This window comes from Crassaminicella indica (assembly GCF_019203185.1).
In the GTDB taxonomy this organism is placed as follows: Bacteria; Bacillota; Clostridia; order Peptostreptococcales; family Thermotaleaceae; genus Crassaminicella; species Crassaminicella indica.
Genome location: NZ_CP078093.1, coordinates 2704867 through 2728336, shown reverse-complemented (window position 1 = coordinate 2728336; position 23470 = coordinate 2704867). Strand labels below are relative to the sequence as shown.

Genomic DNA, 23470 nt, shown 5'->3' with positions numbered 1-23470 from the left:
TTATAAAAATCTAAAAATAGATGTCTATTCTATACAATATAAGGAGTCTTAAATGATAGAATATCTGTTGTTAAAGGAACAAAATTATTAGAAAGAAAATTATCAGGTTGGTGTTAGTATAGAATCATGGACACACTTAGTTTAACAAGATAAACTATAATTAGATGAAAGGGTGTGTCCGTATGAATACTAATGGTAAAAGATACAACGAAGATTTTAAACAAACAATTATTGAATTATATAACTCTGGTAGTTCAGTATCAGAGTTAGAACATGAATATGGTGTAACTAGAACAACAATCTATAAATGGATTAAAGAAAACAAAGTAATTAAAGTAGAAGATCAAGAACCTATTACTCCTAAAGATATAGCTGAGATGAAAAAGGAAAATGCAAAGATCAAGGAGGAAATTGAAATCTTAAAAAAGGCTTTAACCATATTCACGAAAAAATAGATATTCAATCATTAATTTCTTTTATCGAAGATAATAAGAAAAAACATAATATTAAATTGTTATGTAAAATTTTAGAACTACCTCGTAGCACTTACTATGACCGTAGGTCCAGAGAAAAATCTAACAGATCTCTTGAAAATGAAAAACTAAAAAGCCATTATGTCTGTTTATCTAGATAGTAAAAAGCGTTACGGTGCTCCTAAAATTAGACAAATACTAAAATCTCGTGGATGGTCAGTAAGTCTAAAAAGAACATAAAGGTTAATGAAAAAGCTAGGTATTAGATCAATTGTTCATAAAAAATTTAAGTATTATTCTTCTAAGTGTAATGAAATAATAGGTAAAAACATCATCAAAAGAGACTTTACAGCTACTTGTATAAATCAAAAGTGGGTAGCTGATATTACCTATATTTATACTATTAAAGATGGTTGGTGTTACCTAGCATCAATAATGGATTTATATACAAGAAAAATCATAGGTTACTCATTCTCTAAATCTATCACTACTGAATTAACAATAAAAGCTTTAGAAAATGCTTATTTTAACCAAAGACCTAATGGTCAAGTTATCATTCACTTTGACCGAGGAAGCCAATACACTAGCTATGAATATATGAAAAAGGTTAAAAGTCTAGGATTATCTATTTCTTTTAGCAGTAAGGGTAATCCCTATGATAATGCTCCAATAGAATCATCTCATTCAATATTAAAAAAAGAAGAAGTTAATCATAAAAAGTATAGAGATTTTAATGAAGCTAAAAAATCTATCTTTGAATTCATTGAGTCTTGATACAACAGAAATAGAATACATAGTAGTATTGGTTATATCACTCCCGACCAATTTGAGAATAATTTAAAGTCAGCTTTTTAATCTGTTAAACTTTTTGTGTTCAAAATATTGACATAAGCCCAGGTAGCACATTAAAAATTATTGTACTTAGTTAGTAGGACTAAGTATAATTGTTGGTAGATACAAAACACGATAATTTGCATACTATTATAATATAAGATGAACAACTTATATTAATGTATTTAGTTGAATAGGAGAATAATTATGAATCCAGAAGAAACAACTACTAATATTTGGGAAAACTTAATTAAAACAATAAAGTATATATATAAAGTAGACAAGAGATATTTTGCTGTAACTTTAATTTCTACGATAGTAACGGGTATACTTCCTACCGTTTCTTTACTATTAATGCAGAAAATTATAAATCTAATACAACTTGGAATAAAAAATATAAGACAAGTATTTGTTTATATAGCTCTTTATGCAGGGGTGGATTTATTTCAAACTATATTTCAAAGTTTAGTAGGATATTTTAATACTAAGTTTAGTTTAAAATTTAATTTAATAATTAAAGAGGAAGTATTACGAAAAGTAACAAATCTTGAGCTGAAGGATTATGAAAATAGTGAAACTTATGACATAATTAGACGAGCACAATATGAAAGTGAAGGTAAGCTATTATCATATTTTAACATGTTTGTTAATATTTCAAGTACTTTGATTACTATGTTTTCATATGTAATTATTTTACTTTATTTTAAAGCTTGGATTGTTATAATTGTTTTGATAGTTCCAATTGTTAAATATTTTGTAGTTAAAAATATAAACATAAAAGAATTTAAAATAATAAAAGCGAGAACTAATCAGGAGAGACAAGCATGGTACTATGATTTTCTTATAAAGAATGGAGAGAACTATAAAGAATTAAAAGCATATCAATTGTTTGATTATTTTATAACTAAATATAAAAACTATATTAATAGTTTTAATTTACAAGATTTAAAGATTGCAAAGCAATCTATAGTATATTTATCAATTGTTGGGATATTTGAACATATTTTAAGCTCACTTATGTTTGCTTATGTTCTTTATATCGGATATATTGGTGAAATTTTAATTGGAAATGTTATAACTTATACTAGAACGATTATAGATTTAACATCTTATATTGAAAAAATTCTAGAGTCGTTTGCAAGTATACAAAAACAAAGTATTTTTATAGATCAATTGTATGTTTTTTTGAATTTAAAAAACAAAAGAAAAGTAACAACTCTAAAAGAGATAGATCAAATAAACGAAATAAAAATAGAACATCTATATTATAAATATAGAGAAGATGAGGATTATGTATTAAAAGATATTAATTTAACCATTAGGAAAGGGGAATTTATTGCAATAGTAGGAAAAAACGGAAGTGGAAAAACTACTCTAATAAAAATTATGATGGGATTCTATGATGATTATGAAGGCAGTGTATACATAAATGGAATTGATATGAAAGAAATAGATAAATCAGTATTACAAAGAAGAATAGGAACTTTATTTCAAGATTTTGCTAAATTCGAAACTACTTTTAGAGAAAATATAGGCTATGGAAATTTAGATATTATTCGAGACGATAATCGTATTAATGAAATTAGTAATAGATTTAACTTGCAAGATTTGACAAAGAATGAACCTAAAAACATAGATGTTCAGTTGGGGTATTGGTTTGATAATGGTAAACAAATATCTATTGGACAGTGGCAAAGAGTTGCTTTAGCAAGAGCGTTTGCAAAGGAAGCTGATATATACATCTTAGATGAACCTAATGCAGCATTAGATGCTATATCAGAGTACAATTTATCTAGTATGTATAATGATTTGTTGAAAGAGAAAATAGGTATTATTGTAGCTCACAGATTTAATAATTTTATTAAACAAGCTGCTAATATAATTGTTTTAGAAAAAGGAAGAATTGAGGAAAGTGGAAGCCATGAAGAGCTCATGAATTTAGAAGGAATTTATAGTACATTATATAATATCCAAATAGGCGACTATGAACAGTCTTAAATAAAATATACGCATAGTAGAATCATATGTTAATAATGATGAACATGTGAAGCTGGACTTATGTCAATATTTGGACACAAAAAGTGTGATATTTTAAGCAGCAAGTTTTTCAAATTCATTTGGTGTAAGATATCCAATGCTGCTATGAATTCTTTTATTGTTGTACCAGGATTCAATAAACTCAAATATAGCCAAATTAGCTTTTTCATATGAACGATAAATATTTTGGTAAATTTCTTCTTTTTTCAAAATTGCATGAAATGATTTGATTACAGCATTATCATAAGGATTTCCCTTAGCACTATAAGATCTCTTTGCTCCATAGCCTTCGATTGCTTTTATATAATCTTTACTTAGGTATTGACTAACACGATCTGTATGTATAATCACATTTTTAGGTTTTCCTTGTCGAAGCATAGTTTTATCTAATGCGTTTAAAACGATGGATTAATCCATTTTCTTAGTAAATTCATAGCCAACAATTTTTTGGCTATGTAAATCAAGTATTGAAGCTAAATAGCACCATCCATCATGAATTGTATTGATATAAGTTATATCGGCAACCCACTTCTGATTCAATTTAGTAGTCGAAAAATCTTGATTAAATAGATTTGGAAGATTTTTATTAGTAGTCTTGGTATTCTTGTATTTAAATCGTTTGATGAGTACAGCAAATAAACCCATATTTTTCATGAATCTTTGAACTCTTTTTAGGCTAGGTATTGTTTCAAGCAGTTTCTCTTTCTTCATCTGTTGATGGATTTTATGCGCTCCATAGCGGCGCTTGCTTTCTTTCACGAGGGCTTATAGAATTTTCATCCGATGGATCGATAGGAGTTAAATCCTTTACCCATCTTTGAATTGTTGTAGCTGTTACGCTATATTCGCTTTCGAGACTTTTGTAGGTATGATTGGTGGTATTGTATAAATCAACAAGCATTCTTTTAAAATCATCATCATATCTTTTTCCATTTTGTTTCATGTGAACACTTCCTTTCAGATATAGTTATTATATCCTACTTTTCGTGTTCATGCTTTTATACTAACATCAAGCTTATTAAGAATTATTTAATAAATTGCAGTGTACTTTAAACAAAACGAAAGGATGTTTAATAATGATTAAAAATAAAAAAAATAATGCTATATTGACCGTTGTTCTATTGATATGTCTAGTTTTAGGAAATCTTAACTTTGCTTATGCAAAAGAATTATTAGTAGAAAAAAAACCTATCACTATAATGTACTATTGCGATGCAGATAATGATCTTGAACCAGATTTGTTAAGTGACGTTGTAGAAATGAAAAAAGGTGTTACTAAAGAAATTAATCTGATTGCGTTAGTAGACCGACATGAAAGCTATAGTTCTGATCAAGAGGTATTTGGAGAAGATTTTGATGATACAAGATTATATAAGATCAATCCAAATGAAGTTAAAAGGTTAGATGGTGGAAAACAATTTCCTAAAATAAGTACAATTTTTACAACATTTGAAGCTAATATGGGGGATGCTTACACACTAAAAAATTTTATTGATTATTGTAAAGAAAAATACCCAGCTGATAAATATGTATTGATTCTTTCTAATCATGGAGGAGGACCAAGAAAAGATCCTAAAAACGAAAAAAGAAAAATGGTATGTACAGATGAAACAAATGGATATGATGCTTTATATACGGGAGAGATTTCTGATGTACTAACTAAAGAACAATCTGTAGATGTTTTAGGTTTAGATGCTTGCTACATGGGAAATGTAGAGTTTGCTTATCAATTTTATAAAGGAAATGGTGGATTTGAAGCTGATATTATGGTGGGCTGTGCTACAGCTGAATGGGAACAAGGTTGGAAATATGATAAGATTCTAAACAGATTACAAACTAAAGATGGACACAATAATGAAAAGGATTCAACTTTGGGGGGATATGAAAAATATTATTCTCCTAAAACTATAACAAATGCTCAAATTGGTGCAATCATCGTTGAAGAACAGAGAGATTCTTGTAAAAATATTGTTACAAATCAAACTTTGTCTTGTTATGACTTATCCAAAGTAAAAGATGTTAAAAATGCAGTAGATGGTCTTGTTGTTGCTATTGAGGATGAGAAACAAAAAATCGAAGAATTAAGAGGGAACATAAGTAATCCTAAAATTATGCATTATTTTTATTCGAATAATATAATTAGTCAACTTTTTTATCCATTATTTGATTTATATGATTTTGCAAAAGAAATAAAATATAGTGATAAATTCACAAAAACTGTTGCGGATGAAGTATATAATGAAAAACAACCTAATACTGTTATGAATGAAGTATATATAGAAAAACAACAGACTGCTGTTTATGATGTGATATATAATCAAAATGAAGATATTCTTATAACAAATTTATCGAATATCTATAGTAAATCTCAAACTCTTATGGATAGAGTAGATGATATGATTCTCTATTCTTATGGGGGAGAAGATTATGATGGATTTAAGGATGGTAAAAATGGATTATCTATTTTCTTCCCATCAGGTGATAGTGAAGTTTATTCTAATCGCGTTTACCATAGACATTTTGAATCTCAATTTTGGTATAGCCCTCTTGATTTAACTAAATATTTAGCGCTTGGAGACATGTGTTATGGAAAATTAAAATGGTGTAAAGAAGGAATAAATAAAGAAATAAATAAAGTAGGTAACTGGTTTGAATTATTAGATAAATGGTATGACAAAGACAATGGTCCTGAAGGTGGATATAATGAGTATAGGTGGTAAGTATAAAATCGTATCTATCTAATATTTTTACATTACTTTACAAGAAATTATAAATTAATTGGATATAAATAACAAAATCAGACACCTGAATACTAGGAATACTAATTTTATGAAGACCAATACCCTAGGAGGCATCTGATATGATTAGTATATCCAAATATTCATTTATTCAAACTTTACAACAGTATTTACTTAAATATTGCTCACTTTTCAAAAAGCGTAGCTTTGATGGATTTCTGTGGTTAATGTTAGCCATTACTTCTGTTGAAGAAGTTAGATCTATACGATTTTTATATGAAAATTTCATTAAAAAATATAGTGGAAAAGCTTTAAATTCCCTATATTACGTTTTATCCTATGTTCATTTCCCTATGGAAGAACTAATTAGAATTACCGTAGGTATTGTAATATAATTGATTCCTAAAACGTTAAAGAATGCTACCATATTTCTAACTATTGCTGATACATTACAAGCCAAGTTTGGTGATCGTTTTGATTGCTACTTTAAGCACTTTGATCATGCTAACAAAAGAGAAAATAAGTATCTTAATGGGCAATGTCATTTAGTTAAGGCACATTAATAAAATTTAAGTCAGTTAAGAATAATAAAATATTCTTGGCTGACTTTTTTTGTTTGTGAAAAATGTAATTTGAGCGTAACCGTCAAAGATTTTCTGCCTAGTAGTTTGTACCTTACTTTGCTAGAATAACAGATAACAAAATTTGAATAGATTTTCTTTACATAAAGGAACTATTAGATCTTTTTGTAAAGAAAATAAGATTAGCATCCATCAACTATATTAAAGAAAGATCATCAGGTATTTCATGCTGTCAATCTTAAAGAAAAAACTTCTAAAAACGTATCTACTACATCTACATCGTCTATCATTCGTTTTGGAAGCGATTATGAAGACATGTTAAATATAGATAAAATAGATACAGTATACTTAGCCTGTGGGGCTACTGATCTTAGGAAAAGTATTGATGGATTAAGTATCATTGTTCAAACTCAGTTTCAGCTAGATCCTTTTGAAAAGGCACTATTTGTTTTTTGTAATAGACTGTTAGTGGTAGAATTTAATTACCCGGAAAAGGGAAAGAAAATTCCCCATCTGTATAGAAAAAAATACCCCTTTGTAGTTTAATAAAATAAAGTCTGCAAAGGGAGATGAAATACATGTTGGGGGTTGAAATGCATACTACAATAGATACTTTATTTGAAAAAGGATATAACAAAACTCAAATAGCTAAAATGTTAAAAATAGACAGAAAAACAGTAAGAACTGTACTAGAAAAACTTGAAAAACATGGTGCTGTAGAAAGAAAAGCGTATCCTTCAATACTTGATCCATATAAAGAATATATCAATATTCAAACTTCTAAAGAACTTTCAGCAAAGCGCATTTTTCAAGATTTACAAAGAGAACATGGATATGAAGGAAGCTATGATACTGTAAAAAAATATATAGCTGGAATAAAGAAAAATCCACCTAAAGCTTACATGGTATTAACTTCTCTTCCTGGAGAAGAAGCTCAAGTTGATTTTGGGTATATAGGAACAATAAAAGTTAATGGCAGACATAAAAAAGCTTGGATATTTGTTATGACATTGAGTTATTCAAGATATATGTATGTTCAAATAGTATTTGACCAATCTGTTAAAACTTTTATTACTTGTCACAAAAATACTTTTAAATATTTTTGTGGAGTACCTGAAACAGTAAAAATAGATAATTTAAAAGCAGGTATTTTAGAAGCTGATTTTTATGAACCTACAGTGCAAAAAAATTATGCATCATTTGCTTCGCATTATGGATTTTGGGCGCAGCCATGTAGAGTATACACTCCTACGGATAAAGGCAAAGTAGAAGCTAATGTTAAATATGTTAAGGATAATTGTTTTAAAGGTCGAGAATTTAAAGATTACGAAGAAGCTAAAGAATTTTTATCTGAATGGCTTGAAAATATTGCAAACATAAGAAAACATGGTACAACTAAAAAAGTTCCTGCCGAAGTTTTTAACTCTATAGAAAAAGAAAAATTAATTCCTATCCCTAATAAAGATTTTATCTTATCTAAATCTACTAAATGTATTGTAAATACAAATTGTCATATCAGCTACGATGCTAATTATTATTCTGTACCATATGCTTATATAGGACAAGAAATAGAAGCTATTGAGATAAATAATATATTAAAAATATTCTACAAAGAAAAAGAAATAGCCCTCCATACCTTATGTCAAGATAAAAAGGGCGAATACATAACAAATAATGAACATTATCCTTATAGTAAAAGTATAACAAGTGCTCAAATATTGTCAAGACAAAGAGAAGAAATGCTTGAAATAGGAGAAAATGCTCTTAAGTTCTTTGATAACTTCATAAAGCATTCAAACAACAAAAAATATGATTATAAATCTATTTCTGGAATACTTTCTTTAAGAACAAAATATGATGATGAAATAATTGATAAAGCATGTGAAAGAGCTAATACTTATGGAGCTTTTTCTTATAAAATTATTAAGAGAATCTGTGAGAAAGGTATAATAGATTTTCCAACTCAAACAAATATAACATATATCAATGAAAATACAACTAATATTACAAGGAATCTTGCAGAATATGATAAACTAGCTAGTTTGGGGGAGTTTAAATATGAATGATATGCTAATGTCTAGATTAAAAAATCTGAAGCTTTCAGGTATAGTAAAAACACTTGATTCGAGAAATGAAGAAGCTATAAAAAGCGATTTGTCATATATTGAATTTTTTGAATTATTAATAAATGATGAAATCTTAAATAGACAAAATAATAGCAATAAAAATAGAATTAGAAAAGCTAAATTTCCACAGCATAAAACATTAGAAGAGTATAATTTTAATTATCAACCTACAATTAATAAAAGGTTTGTGTATAATCTTAGTACTTGTGAATTTGTACGTAAAAAAGAAAATATAGCATTAATAGGCCCTCCGGGCACAGGAAAAACGCATTTAGCAATAGCTCTAGGTCTTAAAGCTATTACACAAGGCTATAAAGTAGTATTTACAACTGTAAATGAAATGCTCGAAGAGCTATATATGTCAAGAGCTGATAATTCATTTAGGCAAAAACTAAGATATTATACAAGCCCAGATTTGCTAATATTGGATGAATTAGGACTTAAAAAACTTAATCAAAATAGTGTTGATGACTTTTATGAAATTATATCAAGAAGGTATGAAAAAGGCTCAATAATAATTACATCAAATAAAGTTTTTGAAGAATGGGCAAGAATCTTTTATGATCCAGTATTAGCTACTGCTATATTAGATAGGTTTATACATCATTGCCATTTTATTGTAATTAAAGGTGAAAGTTATAGAATGAAACAACGTGAAGGTGTAATTAAGTCTATGTTTCAAAATAATGAAGTAACTAATAAAAAATCATCTGAGATTGAAACTTAAAATCAATTATTTATTTTTTTATATTTTTTAGGTGGGGAAAAAATCTTCCCTTTTTTGAGGAATTTGTATTGACATTAACACTACTATCACGTGACAAAAAAATCTCAAGCGAAAGGTAAAGCTCCTGGACGAGCTATACCAGGATATTCAAAAACCAATAATGGGAAAAAGGTATCCGATGAACAAATCAAGGAATATATTATTCAAATTATTGAAGACGAAGGATATTCCTACGGTTACTTAAAATTAACATATGCGTTGAGAAGAAATTGCAATTTAATCATAAACAAGAAAAAAGTATACAGGCTTTGCAAAGAGCTGAACATATTAAAACAACAAAGAAAAATCAAACCAAAATATCCAAGAAAACTCGCAAAAAATAGAATTGTTACAGGATCTAATCAACTATGGGAAATAGATATAAAATATGGATATATAGCAGGCGAAGATAGATTTTTTTACATTATGAGCATGATAGATGTAGCTGATCGAAACATTATTGCATACCATATAGGTCTTAGTTGCACAGCAGAAGATGGAATTAGAGTGATTAAAACAGCATTACTAAAAAGACAATTATATGATGTTAAAAGCAAGCCTATTATTCGATCAGATAATGGCCCTCAATATATTAGCAATGCTTACAATACTGCTTGTAAAGATTTAAATATAGAACATGAAAGAATTCCATATAATACGCCAAACATGAATGCATATATAGAAGCATATCATCGTATCTTAGAAGATGAGTGTTTAGGAATCAATGAATTTGAAAATTATGCTCAAGCTTATAGAGAAGTTAATGAGTTCGTCAAAAAATATAATACGAAAAGAATCCATTCATCTACAAAGTTTATGCCTCCAAATGAGTATTATGAATATTTACAGAATACAAATGAGAAAGTTCATATTGCGCTATAAAAGCTATACTTAGGTCTGGCAGAGCGTACCCTTGATATTTAGGGCATGCATGATAGCCTATTAACAAGGCAAGCTCTTTCACTTTTAATGCTGCCTTAAGAGCATTACATCATGAATACAAAGGCTCAATGTCAAGGGCAGACCGAGAGTTACATGACAACTTTAGAAAAAGCTGAAATACTATGTTATCTTAAGAAAATTTAAGATAGTGTCCAATAATAGGGGGTCAATCCGAATGCTGTAGTTCTAATATGTTCTGAAGCTAATAAAGCAATCCTAAAACAGTATCTATTTTATCTACCGACACAGAGCTTAGTAACAAAGCCATTTTAAAGTATTATTCTAATCGTTGGGAAATAGAAATATTATTTCTATATCTCAAAGACAGATTAAGATTAAAGCATTATCAAATGCGTAAACTAAAAGGCCTTACAAGGTTTTGGATGGTTGTATATTTAGCCTACACTTTGTTAGAGATCTATCGAGCTAGAGTAAATCAAGAAAAATCTAAGCTAACGCTTGGAGATATAATACAGTTATTTAAAGGGGATACCTTTAAGTATATAATTATATGGACATATATATTAGCTTCAATTAATATCAACTTGTATGAATCATATAAAATCTTTGGGCTAACGCCCTAGAATTTTTGCACAAGTCAATAATTTATTTGGTTTAATGACATAAAGTAAAATTGGAAAGAAAATTACTTTAGCATTTAATATTTTTTGCACCAGAACCCTTTTTACATGTATCTCGGCGTTCCCCGATTCTAAAAAATTACAATCTTCTTTAACTTCTCAAACTTATATCTACTCATTAAAGCAGTTTTTTCAGATCCTGTAAATTCAATTTGATAAGATCTGTTTCCCATATTTGTAATTGTCTTTATTTTTTCTATATTTACTATAAACGATTGATGCACTCTACAAAAACTACTATTAAGTTTATCTTCTAGTTCAGTTAATGTTTTACTTAAGGTATACTCTTCTTTTTGAGTATGTACCAATACATCCCTATCTACCTTTTCAAAATATAATATCTCTTTTAGTGGAACAACAGATATTTTACTTTTATCTTTTATAGTAATCTTTCTAATACCATTCTCTTTAAAATCCTCCATAACAATGATTATAAGATTATTAAGTGTATATTTAAATTTTGAAATATCTATTGGCTTTAAAAGATAATCATAAGGATGTACGCTAAAAGATTCAATAGCATGCTCCATATACGCAGTAATAAAAATAAATCTAGTTTTAGAAGATAAATTACTCATCATTTTTGCTGCATCTATGCCATCTAGATTAGGCATATCAATATCCATTAATGCAATATCAATAGATTCATTTTTAATCATATTAATTGCTTCTACGCCATCCTTTGCAAGAAAAACAGTATCTACAAAAGGATTTTGTGATACTATTTTTTCTAGCATTTTTCTTGTATATAGATCATCATCACATATTAATATATTCATCATATACTTTTAAATTAAAGTTCCTTTCTAATACTTTCAGGTATTTCAGGCTCGTAAACTCCCCATGTACATGCAGTACTTACACCTGTCATAGCTACCATAGTGACTACCCCAGCAACAAGAGCTAATAAATTTCTTCTCATTGATTTAAACATTTTGTTTTTTTCCTCCTTTTGTTAAGAAATTCAAGTAAATTTCTAAATGATTAATGATTTTATAACTAAAAGGGGTGCTAAAGAAAAATGCACCAATTACCCCTAATAAACTAGAAAATATATATTTTGATGAAACTTTATCTTTTAATAAATAAATGATGATCATCCAAAAACTTAAAAGTAGTATTGTTTGTATTTTGATTTTTAAACGAGTATTTGAATTTTTTATCATTTTCTTCTCTGTTCCCATTGGAATATATCTAATGGTTTGTATGACAGAGAATATATAAGCTAATCCAAGTAAAACGAATAAGTATTTAGATGATAAGACTACTTGATCACCTATAAATCCTAATAAAAGCATACTAAACCCACTTACAAAAAAACAGTTTCTATAAATAGTGCAGTGAGTCCCCCCTAATAACCTTCTAAAAAGAATAAAAGACACTAATACAACAATTGTAGATTTTAAGGTATTAAGCAAATAAGCAGTAATAATAATAAATATGATTTCGAAAGCTGTTCCTAAAAATATTTGTAGTCCATAGGAATAAATCTCTATTTTATCCCTATCACTTTTTAAATTTTTGCTTATGTAAATAGCTATTGTATCAGATAATCTTTTCAACATTTTCTTGTACTCCTTCTATTAGCACTAATGTTACCAATACGGTTTCATCTTCTGTTTCTTCTATGCTTACAGTTCCATGATATTTTTCAACGATTTGTTTTACGATATATAGTCCGTACCCTCGGCTGGTCGCATTTTTAGTAGAAATACCTGCTTTAAATAACTCTTCTGTAGGAATATTTTTATCTAATTTTCCTGTATTCTCTATTTGTAAGATATATTTATTTTCAGATTTATCGATTTTTACTTTTATCCATTTTTTGGAATTAGTGAGTATCGTAGCCCCTTCAATTGCATTATCTATTAAATTCCCTACCATATCACAAAGATCCCAAGGTCTAATCCATTCAAAATTTGTTTTGTATTTACACTTAATATATACATTCACGCCTTTTTTTTCTGCAATTTCCTTTTTTATATTCAATAAAGCTGTAAGAGCTGGATTTCCTACTCTGATTAATTCAGAAACATTTCTATATTCTTCTGAAATCCCTTCTAAATAATCTATTAAATCATTATACTCTTCTAAATAGCTCATAGATTTTATGGTTTGTATATGGTTGATATAGCTATGTCTTTGTTTTCGAAATAAAGTAAGTATACTTTCTACATTACTTAAGTAGGTTTTTAATAATTTATTTTCAATTTCTTTGTTTCTATATTCATTTATTTTTTTTATAGAAAAAATAACAAAAAAAGTTAAAATCATTATTAATAAGTTGAAAAATGGTATACACCTTTTGAGATTTTCAAGGGATGTAGCAGTTTCAATAGATGTATTAAACATTAAAATTACTGTTAGTTGTAAAAGAATCGTAATAATAAGCATATAAATGTTAAATATTTTCAATATAACACCTTCTATTTTTCAACATCCCATAAGGAGAGATTAAATTTTTTAATAAGAAATATAAACAAAAATGAAACTATAAAAATAGGCATAAAACACAAAGTTATATCCTTAGGTTTTTGTGCTAAATTACATACATCAATTTTACAAAAGTTTAAAATATTCGGTAACATACTGCTTTGAATCATTCCTTCTAATACAGTTCCCATTAGAACAGGGATTGCAGCTTTATAAAAGCTTATATTTAGAATAAAATAAACCAATAAAGTCAATGTAATCATATGTACAATGGTATGTATTCCAAATATTCCAGTTAGCTTTCTTACCTGGTAGGTAATAATAGCTTGTATAAATGCTATAAACAGTAATTTGAATATGTTTAGTTTTCTTATATTTGATAAGTAAAATCCCATTATAAGCATTATAAATATTTCTGGCCAACCTATCATTACAGCCGTAGCTAATGGTATTGAGAACATGCAAATCTTCCTTTCTATTTGATTACAAATAAAACTGCATTTATAATAATAATAATATAAACAACTTAAAAAAAAAGCAGAATTTTGTAGAATGAATGGAAAAATTTATATTACTTGTGTTTTGAGTTTCTTTCAACATGGGGTAATAGGATCATCCGTGCATCTAGGGATAAAGTAAATTGTATATATTGGAAATTACTTAGCCCTTGATGACATCTTCGCTGATAAATAATTAATGTGAAAAAAATTCAATAATTATCCCCATATATTGTCTTAGCGGTGAGTTTTGTCGGATTATCTTAACTAACAAAGATGAGTTCCTGTAAAATCAAGAGATTCATCTTTGTTTATATGTCTATTATGTAGTGTATATAGTTTGAGAAAAGAATTTATGGATGCATATTAATTAAAACTCCTCATATATTTTAGCTCTTAGATTTGCTGCTTCTTGTTTTAAACATTATTCGTAACCGTCAAAGATTTTCTGCCTAGTAGTTTGTATCTTACTTTGCTAGAATAACAGATAACAAAATCTATTATATAGGAGATATAGGAGGAGTTACCTGTTATGAAAGAAGAATCACCAGCTATTGACAGGGAAGATATTTTAAATAGATTTTCTTTACATAAAGGAACTATTAGGTCTTTTTGCAAAAAAAATAACATTAGCATCCATCAACTATATTACAGAAGAAAAAATATCAAAAAGAAAGATCATCAGGTATTTCATGCTGTCAACCTTAAAGAAAAAACTTCTAAAAACGTATCTACTACATCTACATCGTATCCAACAAATAGTATTAAAATTGAGATAGGAAAAGCCAAAATATATATTCAAAATAATGACAAGGCTTCAATATCATCCGTTTTGGAAGCGATTATGAAGACATGTTAAATATAAATAAAATAGATACAGTATACTTAGCTTGTGGGGCTACTGATCTTAGGAAAAGTATTGATGGATTAAGTATCATTCGGATCAACCCCTTATTTTTGAACAATAAGTACTATTAGCTCTTTCATTCTTAAAATACCTTTGTTATAAGTGTATTTCCTTAGTTTTTATTTTGTTTTTCTGACTTGCTTCATAAAATTCTTTTGGAGACATATCATTAATACTAGAATGAATTCTACGTTCATTATAAAATCTCATAAACTCGTATACTACAGTTCTGTAAGCACCTTGAATATGGTCAAAGAATAAAACGTGAGCTTCTGAAAAGCAATATGTATTTTGTTTAGGGAATAATCTAGCCTATCTATAATTGCCGTAGGCAGATGTAAATATGGCCATTTGATATTCTCTTAAAACACTACCTTCGGTGTATAATTTCACAGTTTCCCAATCAAATTCCGCAGCATCACCTTTAGAATATTCTTGCTTAATAAAGGCTTCTTTGGCTACTTTTTCAATATTATTTATAGTATTTACAACACTAGTATAGCTAATTCCAAAGCCTTCGGCTAATAAGGCTTGATGTATATCAACTTTTTTCTTCTGTTGCTTAGATAATCCCATTAACCTTTTATTTTCATTCTCTTTTAAGTAATATTTAATTCTTTCTATAACTTCATCTGTCATAGCTTTTTTAGTTCTTGGGCCAGTTTTATACTTGGGAGGCAAAATTATATCTCATATAAGGTCCACCTTATTCATATCATCTCCTTTGTTGATTTTTCCTAGTTCTATTAATTTGTTTTCATATTTTCTGATGTATTTTCTTAGGGTGTCTCTAGATATACCAGTTTCTTTACTTATTTGTCTTTGAGATTTGCGATCTCTTATATACATCAATATGATATTATTCAAGATTATAGACAGGATTTTAGAAGTAGATTCAGTGGACTAGAAATTAAATGTTACAGTGGACTAGTATTATTTTAGACAAAACACTAAAGTAAGGTTTGATAACTTTTTTCAGAAAAAACGGAGCTGCCCAGTATCACTATTCTATTATCATTTAATTATTTCTTTATATAATTATTTATAAACCTAATGGCTTTATCTAAAGCATCATCAGATTCAACCCAAAAATCAGGGAAATATCCAATGCCATCTCTCCAAACAAAGTCTGGTTCCATTAATATGAAAGATCCAAATTGAACTGTTAACTTAGAATTTGGAAGAATGTTAATCCCTAGACCAGGTATATTTAATGCACCAGCTGAATTCATTCCTATGAAAATGGTGTTATCCATTTTACTTAACGTACTAATCATGTTTTCACTAGCTGATGCAGTATTTTTGTCAAAGAGAACAATAATAATCTTATCATTTTTCAAGTATCCTAATTCAGGAATCCTTATTTTTGACCAACCAACTAAATTAGAGGAATCAATACCAGCATAAAAATCCTTTAGGTCTACTTTTTTCAGGTTGTTATTTGTAGTAAAGTTATCAGATATTCGCTTTTTACAAACTTTAGTAAGTAATGCAGACTTAATAAGTTTAAAAGAATCTACCTTATTATTAGTAAAGTTCGAAATCCATTTACAACCATCAAAGATTGCACCTCCTTTATTACCTCTTAAATCTAATATGGCAATATTCTCATCTGAATATCTCAAACCGTCCTCTTGAAATGATTTTAATTCTTTTCCAAAAGAAGTAACTTTAAATATTGGTATACCTTGAATTTTTTTAAATATATAGTTTTTCAATTTTATTTTCTTTGAGGGGGGAATTACCCTTTTAAGTTTCACTTTCTTTAGAATTTCTGATTCTTCATCATTAAGAACCATATTAATGTATAATGCAGAATTTATAACATCTTTTAAATACACAATTTTATATATAATTTTTCCATCATCATCAAGAGATGGCTTTATATAATAGGATGGATCTTTTTCTTCAATAGATACTATGGAGTACATTTTGTTGTTATCTTTTATATAGTAATTATCACGATCTTTTAAAATAGAATTATTTATATTCATAAATGTATATGTAGTATTAGTAAGAGGCATATAATTTACTATAAAATGTCCATCCTTAATGAATTTTAAATTCCTAATAACAATTAAATTGAATTGAATTGTCTCTATTCTTTCATTTTCATCTTTAAATTGGTTTATTTCTTTTAAGATTTTACTTTTTGATTTATTAAATCTGTCATCTCCACCAAAATATTCATATCCAGGATATCCATACTTTAGATTTGTAAAAAGATAGTTTATATCTTCCACACATTCTTCATATTTAAGCATATTCTGTTGAGTTAATAAGGAGTCTGAAGGATTTCCTTTAATTTGATCATTCTTAGGAATCTTATCTAATCCTTCATCTAAGCTAGTATATTTATATAAACATTTTTTAAAATTTTCTTTCATCTCTTCTTTAGATAAATCACTAGTGATTCTATTGGACTTAATATGTTTAATAATATCTTTTGGAAGATCATTGAGTGTATATTTTGTGTTTTTTATCTTTTTACTATCAGTTGATTGCTCAGTGGTAGAAATAAATTTTAGATTATTTAAGATATATGCTATACTAAAAATAATTGTTATACTAATAAGCCCTAAAATAATTGTTTTTTTTGTTAATTTCATATATATTCGACTCCCTCTCTATATAATATTAAAATATCTTTTATTTACTCTCTTAATCTCCATTTTTCATATTCCTTTAAAAAGCTTTTAAGAACTCCATTATTTTGCTACAGGACTTTGATAAACGTATCTCCTATATTCCTTATCTTTGATGGTCACAACATCTAAAGTAGAGAGGTCTAGATATTCTGTGAATTTAGAAAACTGAAGTTTTATTCCTTTAGGTACTATAATTCTATTGCCTTTTACAGCACTAATAAAATGATTAAGACTTTCATAAATTATCCCTTGATTGCTATACCATGAATCTGTAAAGGGATATATTTTTTTACAATGGGATGGTGTTTTAAAATTTCTCACAAATTCTTGAGCGATATTTAATATCTCTTACAACAAAATTAGAAGTAACTACATAGTGGAACCAAATATTCTTGCCTTCTGCATGAGAAAAGTGATAGTCTAATCTTTCTATCTTCTTAGCTTCTGGCTTGGAATTAACAGTATCATCAATTATTAGAAATCCTACGGAATTAGATTTGGTATGTTGCTCTAAAAAAAGATTCAAATTTGCTGTTCGATTTCTGTTTAGAATCTTACCATCCCACTTTGACTTGCTTAAAAACTTATAAATACAGCTACTATCTTTATCTGATAAGATAGCCTTAGAAATTGAAGAGATTGACTTATTGTTATGTACAGCCACTAGACCATACATCAAGTTGCTTAAATGATTGATTTATGGTTTAATCATACCATAATTTACATCTTCAATATAGTTGTAAATTTCTTAGTTTGGTTTTAAAATATTAGTAGTTGTATATGGCATAAGTTCTTAACCCCCTGTTATATATTTGTGTGGTAACTTTTATTTAACACAGATTAAGGAATTATGCCATATCTATTTTTGGAAGTACTACCAATTACGATTTTATTTTTGCAGAAATAAAGTTTTTTAGTGAATTCTGTTTTCTTGTGGTGTAATAATTGTATATTTCTTTAAATTCATTATTGTTTGCTACCAACAACAGAATTACCTGAAAAATGATGGCTCGTAGTCATTTCCTGCTTTGCTTATTAATTCTTGTCTTTTCTTTGTATTTTGCTAAACTATTTTCCCTGATTGACAATCGATCCAATTTTTGGTATCCACCCCAAAATAGATGCATGGAAAATAAATTTAATACCTGATAAAATTTAATCCAGTAGGAGAATTATCTCTTACTGGATTGATTTTTTTTAGTTCAATTTTTAGTTCTTTTGGGAGTTCACTGGCCCAAGGAAGAAGTTTCAATAAAGATGATTTATCTTTGTTTTGAAGCTTTGATAATTCATCCATCAAGTATAGTAGATATTTTTCTACTGCTAGGTGATTAAGCTTTGCTGTTTCTATAATACTATAAAGCGGTGCACTTGAAGCTGCTCCTTTTGATGATGCTGAAAAGAGACAGTTTTTACGACCCATTACAAATGGCTTTATGGATCTTTCAGCTCCATTATTATCTATTTCAAGTGTTCCATTTTCTAAAAAGATAAGGAAATTTGGTAAAAGCTTCTTTGTGTATTCTAGCGCTTTTCCTAGTGGGCTTCTAGGCACTGCATCTTTTATTTCTTTATCTACATAATCCATAAATTCTTCTATTATTGGCTTAGATTTTTCAAGTCTTGTTTTATAACGTATATCATAGTAATCTTCTTTTTCACTATGCTCTTCTCTAAGCTTTTTTTCGATTTCATAAAGCTTGGCACAAGAATTAAACCCTATTAATGCTCGTGATTCTTTGAGGGCTTCTTCATTTAGATTTACTATGATTTCATGAAATTTTCTTCTTATGTGAACTAGACAATATATCCTTTTTACATTTTCAATCTGATTATAACATGTATAACCATCTGTTTGAATAACCCCAGCAAAACCTTTTAAAAAGTTCTTAGGGTAAGAACCTGACCTTGTCTTTTGATAGTCATAAAGGACTATTGGGGCTTTTTTACTTGGAGATTTATAAAGCCACATATTTTTGCTGGAATTATTTTCAGAATCTCTTTTGATTTCTTTCCTATAACTACTAAATTTGATGAGCATTTTTCGCAGACTTGTTCATTTTCATCTAATTTATGTTCAAGCACTACTTTTTCTAAATTCGCTAAATTATCTTTTTTGCCTATATTTTTAGAGGGCTTATTTTTCTTGTAAGTGATTTCTTCAATTGTTGGTTCTTCTATTTTTAAATTGCTGAATTTTTCAGCTTCATCAAAGATGGATATTTGCATTGAGCTTGTTTGCTCACTAGAAGAGCCGAATATTTTTCTATTTTTATTTAAAATTTGATTTTTAAAGTAGAATAACTCATTTTTTAGATTAGCAATTTCTTTTTCCATTTTTGAAATCAGCTCTTTAGTTTTTTCATCTAACTGATTTTTGTTGAATAAATCACTCATGTTTTTACCCTCATTTTCTATTAAAATTCAAGTAATTATACCACAAAATCATTGAATTTTTAACCTTCGATTTGATTTTGTGGTATCTTTTAGAAGTGATTTTTCCCTTTGATTGGTTTGAATTTTGAAACAGTTCTTACTTAGTATCCTTTAAGCAGCCATCTTAATTCTTCTACTGTAACTTTAAGGCCTTCTTCTTTTGAAATAGGCCATTTAAACTTATTTCTTTCTAAGCTATGGTAGTATAACCAAAATCCATCATCAAAATGTAGTATTTTAAGCTTATTCATCTGTCTATTACAAAAAACAAATAGTGCCTTTTCAAAAGGATCTAGCTGAAACTGAGTTTGAACAATGATACTTAATCCATCAATACTTTTCCTAAGATCAGTAGCCCCGATACTATCATCTCTATCTTTTAATTCTTTTTTGAATGATTATTCTCATAAAATATTAAGCTACGCTCGCTTATTTTATATTTAAAAAAGACAAACCACTGAAATTTTTCAATGGTTTTTTATATTTTTAGTGTATAATTTACAATATAAAGAAATAAATGAATAATTTAGGAGGAGCTATGAAAAATAATCGATCATTTAAGCACATTTATATCATATTTGCTGTAAGTATGGGCGCTATTGCAGCTTGTATCATAAAGAGTATACCTTTGTTTTATGGATTTTTTATAGGTGTATTTTTTTCTATAATTGTATTTATGAGAAATGGTTTTTCTTTTACTGCTTTAATTAAGATGATTTTAAAAGGTATAAAAGAATGTTTTTCAGTATATATCATTGTACTCCTTATGGGATCAATTATATCTGTTTGGATTGCTTCAGGAACTGTACCTACTATGATTTATTATGGATTTGATTATATTGTACATATGAATTATTTACTTGCATGTTTTATGATTATGGTAGTGATATCATTTGCTATGGGAACAGCTTTTGGAACTATTAGTACGATAGGAATTGCTCTACTTGGAATAGGAAAAGGGTTATCAATACCAGAGCCTATCCTTTTAGGAGCTATTATTTCAGGTGCTTTTATTGCTGATAAAATATCTCCTATTAGTGCATTGGTTAATCTTACTATTAAAACAATAGATATAAATTATAAAGATTTTTTTAAAAATATGTTAGCCACATTGATTCCTACTCTCATAGTTAGTGCTATTATTTATTATATTTTAGGAAAAAGTTTTACAGGAGAGGTAGATGTTTCAACATTAAAAGCTTATCAAAGGAATATTTTTAATACTTTTACTATTTCACCAGCATTATTGTTGTTCCCTATTACGATGATTATTTTAGCTGTTGTAGGTGTAAAGGTTATTCCGAATATGACTTTTGGTTTATTAGGTGGGATATGTATTAGTATATTTTTTCAAGGAATCCAGATAAAGGAATTGATGCATGCTATATTATTTGGATATCATGCGCGGACAGGAATAGAGGAATTAGATGGGATTTTGAGGGGTGGAGGAATTCTTCCAATGATTGAGGTGATTTTTATTATTATAGGTGCTGTTGCTTTAAGCAGTATATTTGAAGGTACGAATACAATTGCTCCAATGATAGATAAAATGGCATCAAATATAAAAACAAAAGGAGCTTTGATTGCAAGAACTTCTATATTAAGTATTGTTTTAACAACAGTTGCTTGTGATCAAACAATAGGAATTCTTTTGCCAGGAAAGTTTTTAAAAGCTAAATATGAAGAATTTAAAATAAAGAAAACGATTCTTGCTAGAAGTATAGCAGATACAGGGACAACTATAGCACCTTTGATTCCCTGGAATGTAAATTCAATTATTATTACAGTTATAACAGGTGTAGGAGCAACAGCGTATGGATTATATACTGTATTATGTTATGTTTCTCCTGTGATAACTATTTTATTTGGTTACTTATTTGTGAATAAAAAAGAGGAATTTGGGAATTTTTAACTTTAGAAAAGTAAAAATTATTGAAAAATAAAAGGATTGAGTATGTATTTGTCCTATATGATGAAAGATGTCGAAAATAATAAAAAAAATTTTAAAATACTATTGCAGTATATTCATTCTTTATATATAATTAATAAATGTGAGTAAGATCATTTTCCAAGCATATATAGGGTAGAAAAAAAGAAAAGTGTCTTTGGACACTTTTCTTTTTTATACTAAATATTGATGAATGATAATATCTTGAGCTGTTTTTAATGCTTCTTCAAGCTTTGATGTTTGATCGCCACCACCTTGTGCTGTATGTGCATTTCCTCCACCTCGTCCATTAATGATAGGACATACTTCTTTAAATACTTTTGTCATATTAATATCTATTTCCTTAGAACAGCTTAATATCATTTGGGCTTTTTCATTTTTTAAACCGAATAAAACAATTACATCAGGTTTTGAGACAATTTTTGCTGCTAAGTTTCTTATATCTTCAAAATTTCTGTTATCAAAGATATTGTTAATAATTTTAATATTATTTACTATATAGGCACTTTGATAAAAGGTGGATGCTTCATAGTCTAATAGTTGTTCTTTTAATTTCCTAATCTCTTTTTTCTGTGAATTATATTGAGAAAATATTCTTTCTACACCGCTCAATGCATCTATGTCCTTTACGGATAATAGCTTAGATATTTTATTTATAGTATCATTTTTCCAGTAAAAATCTTTAAGGGCACGATTACCACACACAAATTCTATACGAATATTTCCTCGTATTTTTTCCCATTTTCTAATTTTAATAACTCCTACTTCTCCTGTATGTGATGAATGGGTTCCACAACAAGGAGAAAAATCAAACTGGTCTATTTCTATAATGCGAATATTTTCTTTAACTTTAGGAGGCTTCCTGAGAGGAAGTTCAGAAAGCTTTGAAGCTGTTGGATATAATTGTTTTACGTGAAGATTGTTAAATACTACTTGATTAGCAAAGTACTCAACTTTTTCAATTTGAACAGGAGATATATTGTTTAATGTGATGTCAATTGTTACAAATTCATTTCCTAAATGAAATCCAACTGTTTTTGCATCAAATAGTTTATGAAAGCAAGCAGATAAAATATGTTGTCCTAAATGCTGCTGCATATGATCAAAACGTCTTTCCCAGTTAATTGCACATTTTAAAAGATGAAGCTTAGGAGGCTCTCTGTCTATTATATGATAAATTTTGTTGTTTTTTTCATATACATAAGATACTTCAAGACCTTCTATAGTTCCTTTATCGCATGGTTGACCGCCTCCTTCTGGATAAAAGGCAGTTTGGTTTAATTCAATATGAAATTTTCCATCTATTTCTTTTACTGAAGCAATATTTGCAGTAAACTCTTTTTGATATATATTGTCGTAGAATAATTTTTTTGTCAATAATCTCATTCCTTTCGGATTGTATTGTGAATAACTATTATCTTCTATATGAAGAGATAAAATCCTGCAAAAAAAATAGGGCTTTTGCC

The 23470-nt window shown here is 28.0% G+C and carries 26 protein-coding genes and 1 pseudogene; 11 read left to right on the top strand and 16 right to left on the bottom strand.

Annotated features, from left to right (window positions below):
* Nucleotides 1–182: 182 nt before the first annotated feature.
* Together KVH43_RS13010 and KVH43_RS13005 are read left to right on the top strand one after the other, a co-directional pair.
* Nucleotides 183–1328 (top strand): annotated as a pseudogene (locus KVH43_RS13010) (IS3 family transposase).
* Between the two features lie 183 nt (nucleotides 1329–1511).
* Nucleotides 1512–3302 (top strand): ABC transporter ATP-binding protein, encoded by a 1791-nt coding sequence (locus tag KVH43_RS13005; protein ID WP_218282938.1) that lies wholly within the window; start codon nucleotides 1512–1514, stop codon nucleotides 3300–3302.
* Between the two features lie 93 nt (nucleotides 3303–3395).
* Here the strand turns inward: KVH43_RS13005 and KVH43_RS13500 are convergent, their stop codons facing one another.
* From KVH43_RS13500 to KVH43_RS13490, 3 genes are read right to left on the bottom strand one after another with little or no spacing between them, the layout of a single operon-like run.
* Nucleotides 3396–3719 (bottom strand): integrase core domain-containing protein, encoded by a 324-nt coding sequence (locus KVH43_RS13500; RefSeq protein WP_420829637.1) that lies wholly within the window; start codon nucleotides 3717–3719, stop codon nucleotides 3396–3398.
* A gap of 30 nt (nucleotides 3720–3749) precedes the next feature.
* The gene (locus tag KVH43_RS13495) at nucleotides 3750–4052 is read right to left on the bottom strand and encodes a DDE-type integrase/transposase/recombinase (protein WP_420829657.1); all 303 of its coding nucleotides are present in this window, start codon (nucleotides 4050–4052) and stop codon (nucleotides 3750–3752) included.
* 13 nt (nucleotides 4053–4065) lie between these two features.
* Nucleotides 4066–4284, bottom strand: a complete 219-nt coding sequence (locus KVH43_RS13490) for a transposase (protein ID WP_420829636.1) — start codon at nucleotides 4282–4284, stop codon at nucleotides 4066–4068.
* A gap of 133 nt (nucleotides 4285–4417) precedes the next feature.
* On the opposite strand from KVH43_RS13490, the gene KVH43_RS12995 reads away from it, so the two are divergent.
* From KVH43_RS12995 to KVH43_RS13485, 7 genes are all read left to right on the top strand, one after another.
* Nucleotides 4418–6061, top strand: a complete 1644-nt coding sequence (locus KVH43_RS12995) for a clostripain-related cysteine peptidase (protein ID WP_218282937.1) — start codon at nucleotides 4418–4420, stop codon at nucleotides 6059–6061.
* 140 nt (nucleotides 6062–6201) lie between these two features.
* Nucleotides 6202–6474: a hypothetical protein gene (locus tag KVH43_RS12990; RefSeq protein ID WP_218282936.1), complete on the top strand. Its 273-nt coding sequence runs from the start codon at nucleotides 6202–6204 to the stop codon at nucleotides 6472–6474.
* Between the two features lie 501 nt (nucleotides 6475–6975).
* A complete protein-coding gene (gene tnpB / locus KVH43_RS12985; protein ID WP_218282935.1) occupies nucleotides 6976–7206 on the top strand; it encodes an IS66 family insertion sequence element accessory protein TnpB in 231 nt (76 codons plus the stop codon).
* A 47-nt stretch (nucleotides 7207–7253) separates the two neighbouring features.
* On the top strand, nucleotides 7254–8726 hold the full coding sequence (gene istA, locus KVH43_RS12980) for an IS21 family transposase (protein ID WP_218282934.1): 1473 nt from the start codon (nucleotides 7254–7256) through the stop codon (nucleotides 8724–8726).
* Nucleotides 8719–9513 carry an IS21-like element helper ATPase IstB gene (gene istB, locus KVH43_RS12975; RefSeq protein ID WP_218282933.1) on the top strand — a complete coding sequence of 265 codons (795 nt, stop codon included), beginning with the start codon at nucleotides 8719–8721 and terminating at the stop codon, nucleotides 9511–9513. The genes istA and istB overlap by 8 nt, the downstream gene beginning before the upstream one ends.
* 90 nt (nucleotides 9514–9603) lie before the next feature.
* The gene (locus KVH43_RS12970; RefSeq protein ID WP_218282932.1) at nucleotides 9604–10434 is read left to right on the top strand and encodes an IS3 family transposase; all 831 of its coding nucleotides are present in this window, start codon (nucleotides 9604–9606) and stop codon (nucleotides 10432–10434) included.
* Between the two features lie 290 nt (nucleotides 10435–10724).
* Entirely contained in the window at nucleotides 10725–11078 is a 354-nt protein-coding gene (locus KVH43_RS13485) for a transposase (RefSeq protein ID WP_218284177.1), read from the top strand.
* A gap of 128 nt (nucleotides 11079–11206) precedes the next feature.
* Here KVH43_RS13485 and KVH43_RS12960 read toward each other — a convergent pair whose 3' ends face one another.
* The 5 genes from KVH43_RS12960 to KVH43_RS12940 are packed head-to-tail and all read right to left on the bottom strand — an operon-like array spanning nucleotide 11207 to nucleotide 14029.
* Nucleotides 11207–11914, bottom strand: a complete 708-nt coding sequence (locus KVH43_RS12960; protein WP_218282931.1) for a LytR/AlgR family response regulator transcription factor — start codon at nucleotides 11912–11914, stop codon at nucleotides 11207–11209.
* A gap of 14 nt (nucleotides 11915–11928) precedes the next feature.
* On the bottom strand, nucleotides 11929–12069 hold the full coding sequence (locus KVH43_RS12955) for a cyclic lactone autoinducer peptide (protein WP_255547771.1): 141 nt from the start codon (nucleotides 12067–12069) through the stop codon (nucleotides 11929–11931).
* On the bottom strand, nucleotides 12062–12700 hold the full coding sequence (locus KVH43_RS12950; RefSeq protein WP_218282930.1) for an accessory gene regulator ArgB-like protein: 639 nt from the start codon (nucleotides 12698–12700) through the stop codon (nucleotides 12062–12064). The genes KVH43_RS12955 and KVH43_RS12950 overlap by 8 nt, the downstream gene beginning before the upstream one ends.
* Entirely contained in the window at nucleotides 12681–13550 is an 870-nt protein-coding gene (locus KVH43_RS12945; protein ID WP_218282929.1) for a sensor histidine kinase, read from the bottom strand. Before KVH43_RS12945 ends, KVH43_RS12950 begins: the two co-directional genes overlap by 20 nt.
* Before the next feature lie 11 nt (nucleotides 13551–13561).
* On the bottom strand, nucleotides 13562–14029 hold the full coding sequence (locus KVH43_RS12940) for a hypothetical protein (RefSeq protein ID WP_218282928.1): 468 nt from the start codon (nucleotides 14027–14029) through the stop codon (nucleotides 13562–13564).
* A gap of 568 nt (nucleotides 14030–14597) precedes the next feature.
* Here KVH43_RS12940 and tnpA point away from each other — a divergent pair.
* Nucleotides 14598–14924: an IS66 family insertion sequence element accessory protein TnpA gene (gene tnpA, locus KVH43_RS12935; RefSeq protein WP_218282927.1), complete on the top strand. Its 327-nt coding sequence runs from the start codon at nucleotides 14598–14600 to the stop codon at nucleotides 14922–14924.
* 360 nt (nucleotides 14925–15284) lie between these two features.
* Here the strand turns inward: tnpA and KVH43_RS12930 are convergent, their stop codons facing one another.
* The 7 genes from KVH43_RS12930 to tnpB (KVH43_RS12900) form a co-directional block, all read right to left on the bottom strand.
* Nucleotides 15285–15653, bottom strand: coding sequence for a hypothetical protein (locus tag KVH43_RS12930; protein WP_218282926.1), 369 nt, complete (start codon nucleotides 15651–15653; stop codon nucleotides 15285–15287).
* A 9-nt stretch (nucleotides 15654–15662) separates the two neighbouring features.
* Nucleotides 15663–15821: a helix-turn-helix domain-containing protein gene (locus tag KVH43_RS12925; protein ID WP_255547861.1), complete on the bottom strand. Its 159-nt coding sequence runs from the start codon at nucleotides 15819–15821 to the stop codon at nucleotides 15663–15665.
* A 173-nt stretch (nucleotides 15822–15994) separates the two neighbouring features.
* A complete protein-coding gene (locus KVH43_RS12920) occupies nucleotides 15995–17581 on the bottom strand; it encodes a S41 family peptidase (RefSeq protein WP_218282924.1) in 1587 nt (528 codons plus the stop codon).
* Between the two features lie 346 nt (nucleotides 17582–17927).
* On the bottom strand, nucleotides 17928–18296 hold the full coding sequence (locus KVH43_RS13480; RefSeq protein ID WP_420829635.1) for a transposase: 369 nt from the start codon (nucleotides 18294–18296) through the stop codon (nucleotides 17928–17930).
* 462 nt (nucleotides 18297–18758) lie between these two features.
* A complete protein-coding gene (gene tnpC / locus KVH43_RS12910) occupies nucleotides 18759–19592 on the bottom strand; it encodes an IS66 family transposase (protein WP_218282922.1) in 834 nt (277 codons plus the stop codon).
* Complete coding sequence (locus KVH43_RS12905) at nucleotides 19553–20017, bottom strand: IS66 family transposase (protein ID WP_218282921.1); 465 nt, start codon at nucleotides 20015–20017, stop codon at nucleotides 19553–19555. The genes tnpC and KVH43_RS12905 overlap by 40 nt, the downstream gene beginning before the upstream one ends.
* A gap of 140 nt (nucleotides 20018–20157) precedes the next feature.
* Entirely contained in the window at nucleotides 20158–20418 is a 261-nt protein-coding gene (gene tnpB, locus KVH43_RS12900) for an IS66 family insertion sequence element accessory protein TnpB (protein ID WP_218284175.1), read from the bottom strand.
* A gap of 176 nt (nucleotides 20419–20594) precedes the next feature.
* Here tnpB (KVH43_RS12900) and KVH43_RS12895 point away from each other — a divergent pair, with 176 nt between their 5' ends.
* Nucleotides 20595–21968, top strand: coding sequence for a Na+/H+ antiporter NhaC family protein (locus KVH43_RS12895; RefSeq protein ID WP_218282920.1), 1374 nt, complete (start codon nucleotides 20595–20597; stop codon nucleotides 21966–21968).
* Nucleotides 21969–22178: 210 nt separating this feature from the next.
* On the opposite strand, the gene KVH43_RS12890 is transcribed toward KVH43_RS12895, so the two are convergent.
* Nucleotides 22179–23381 carry an alanyl-tRNA editing protein gene (locus KVH43_RS12890; protein ID WP_218282919.1) on the bottom strand — a complete coding sequence of 401 codons (1203 nt, stop codon included), beginning with the start codon at nucleotides 23379–23381 and terminating at the stop codon, nucleotides 22179–22181.
* Nucleotides 23382–23470 lie beyond the last annotated feature (89 nt).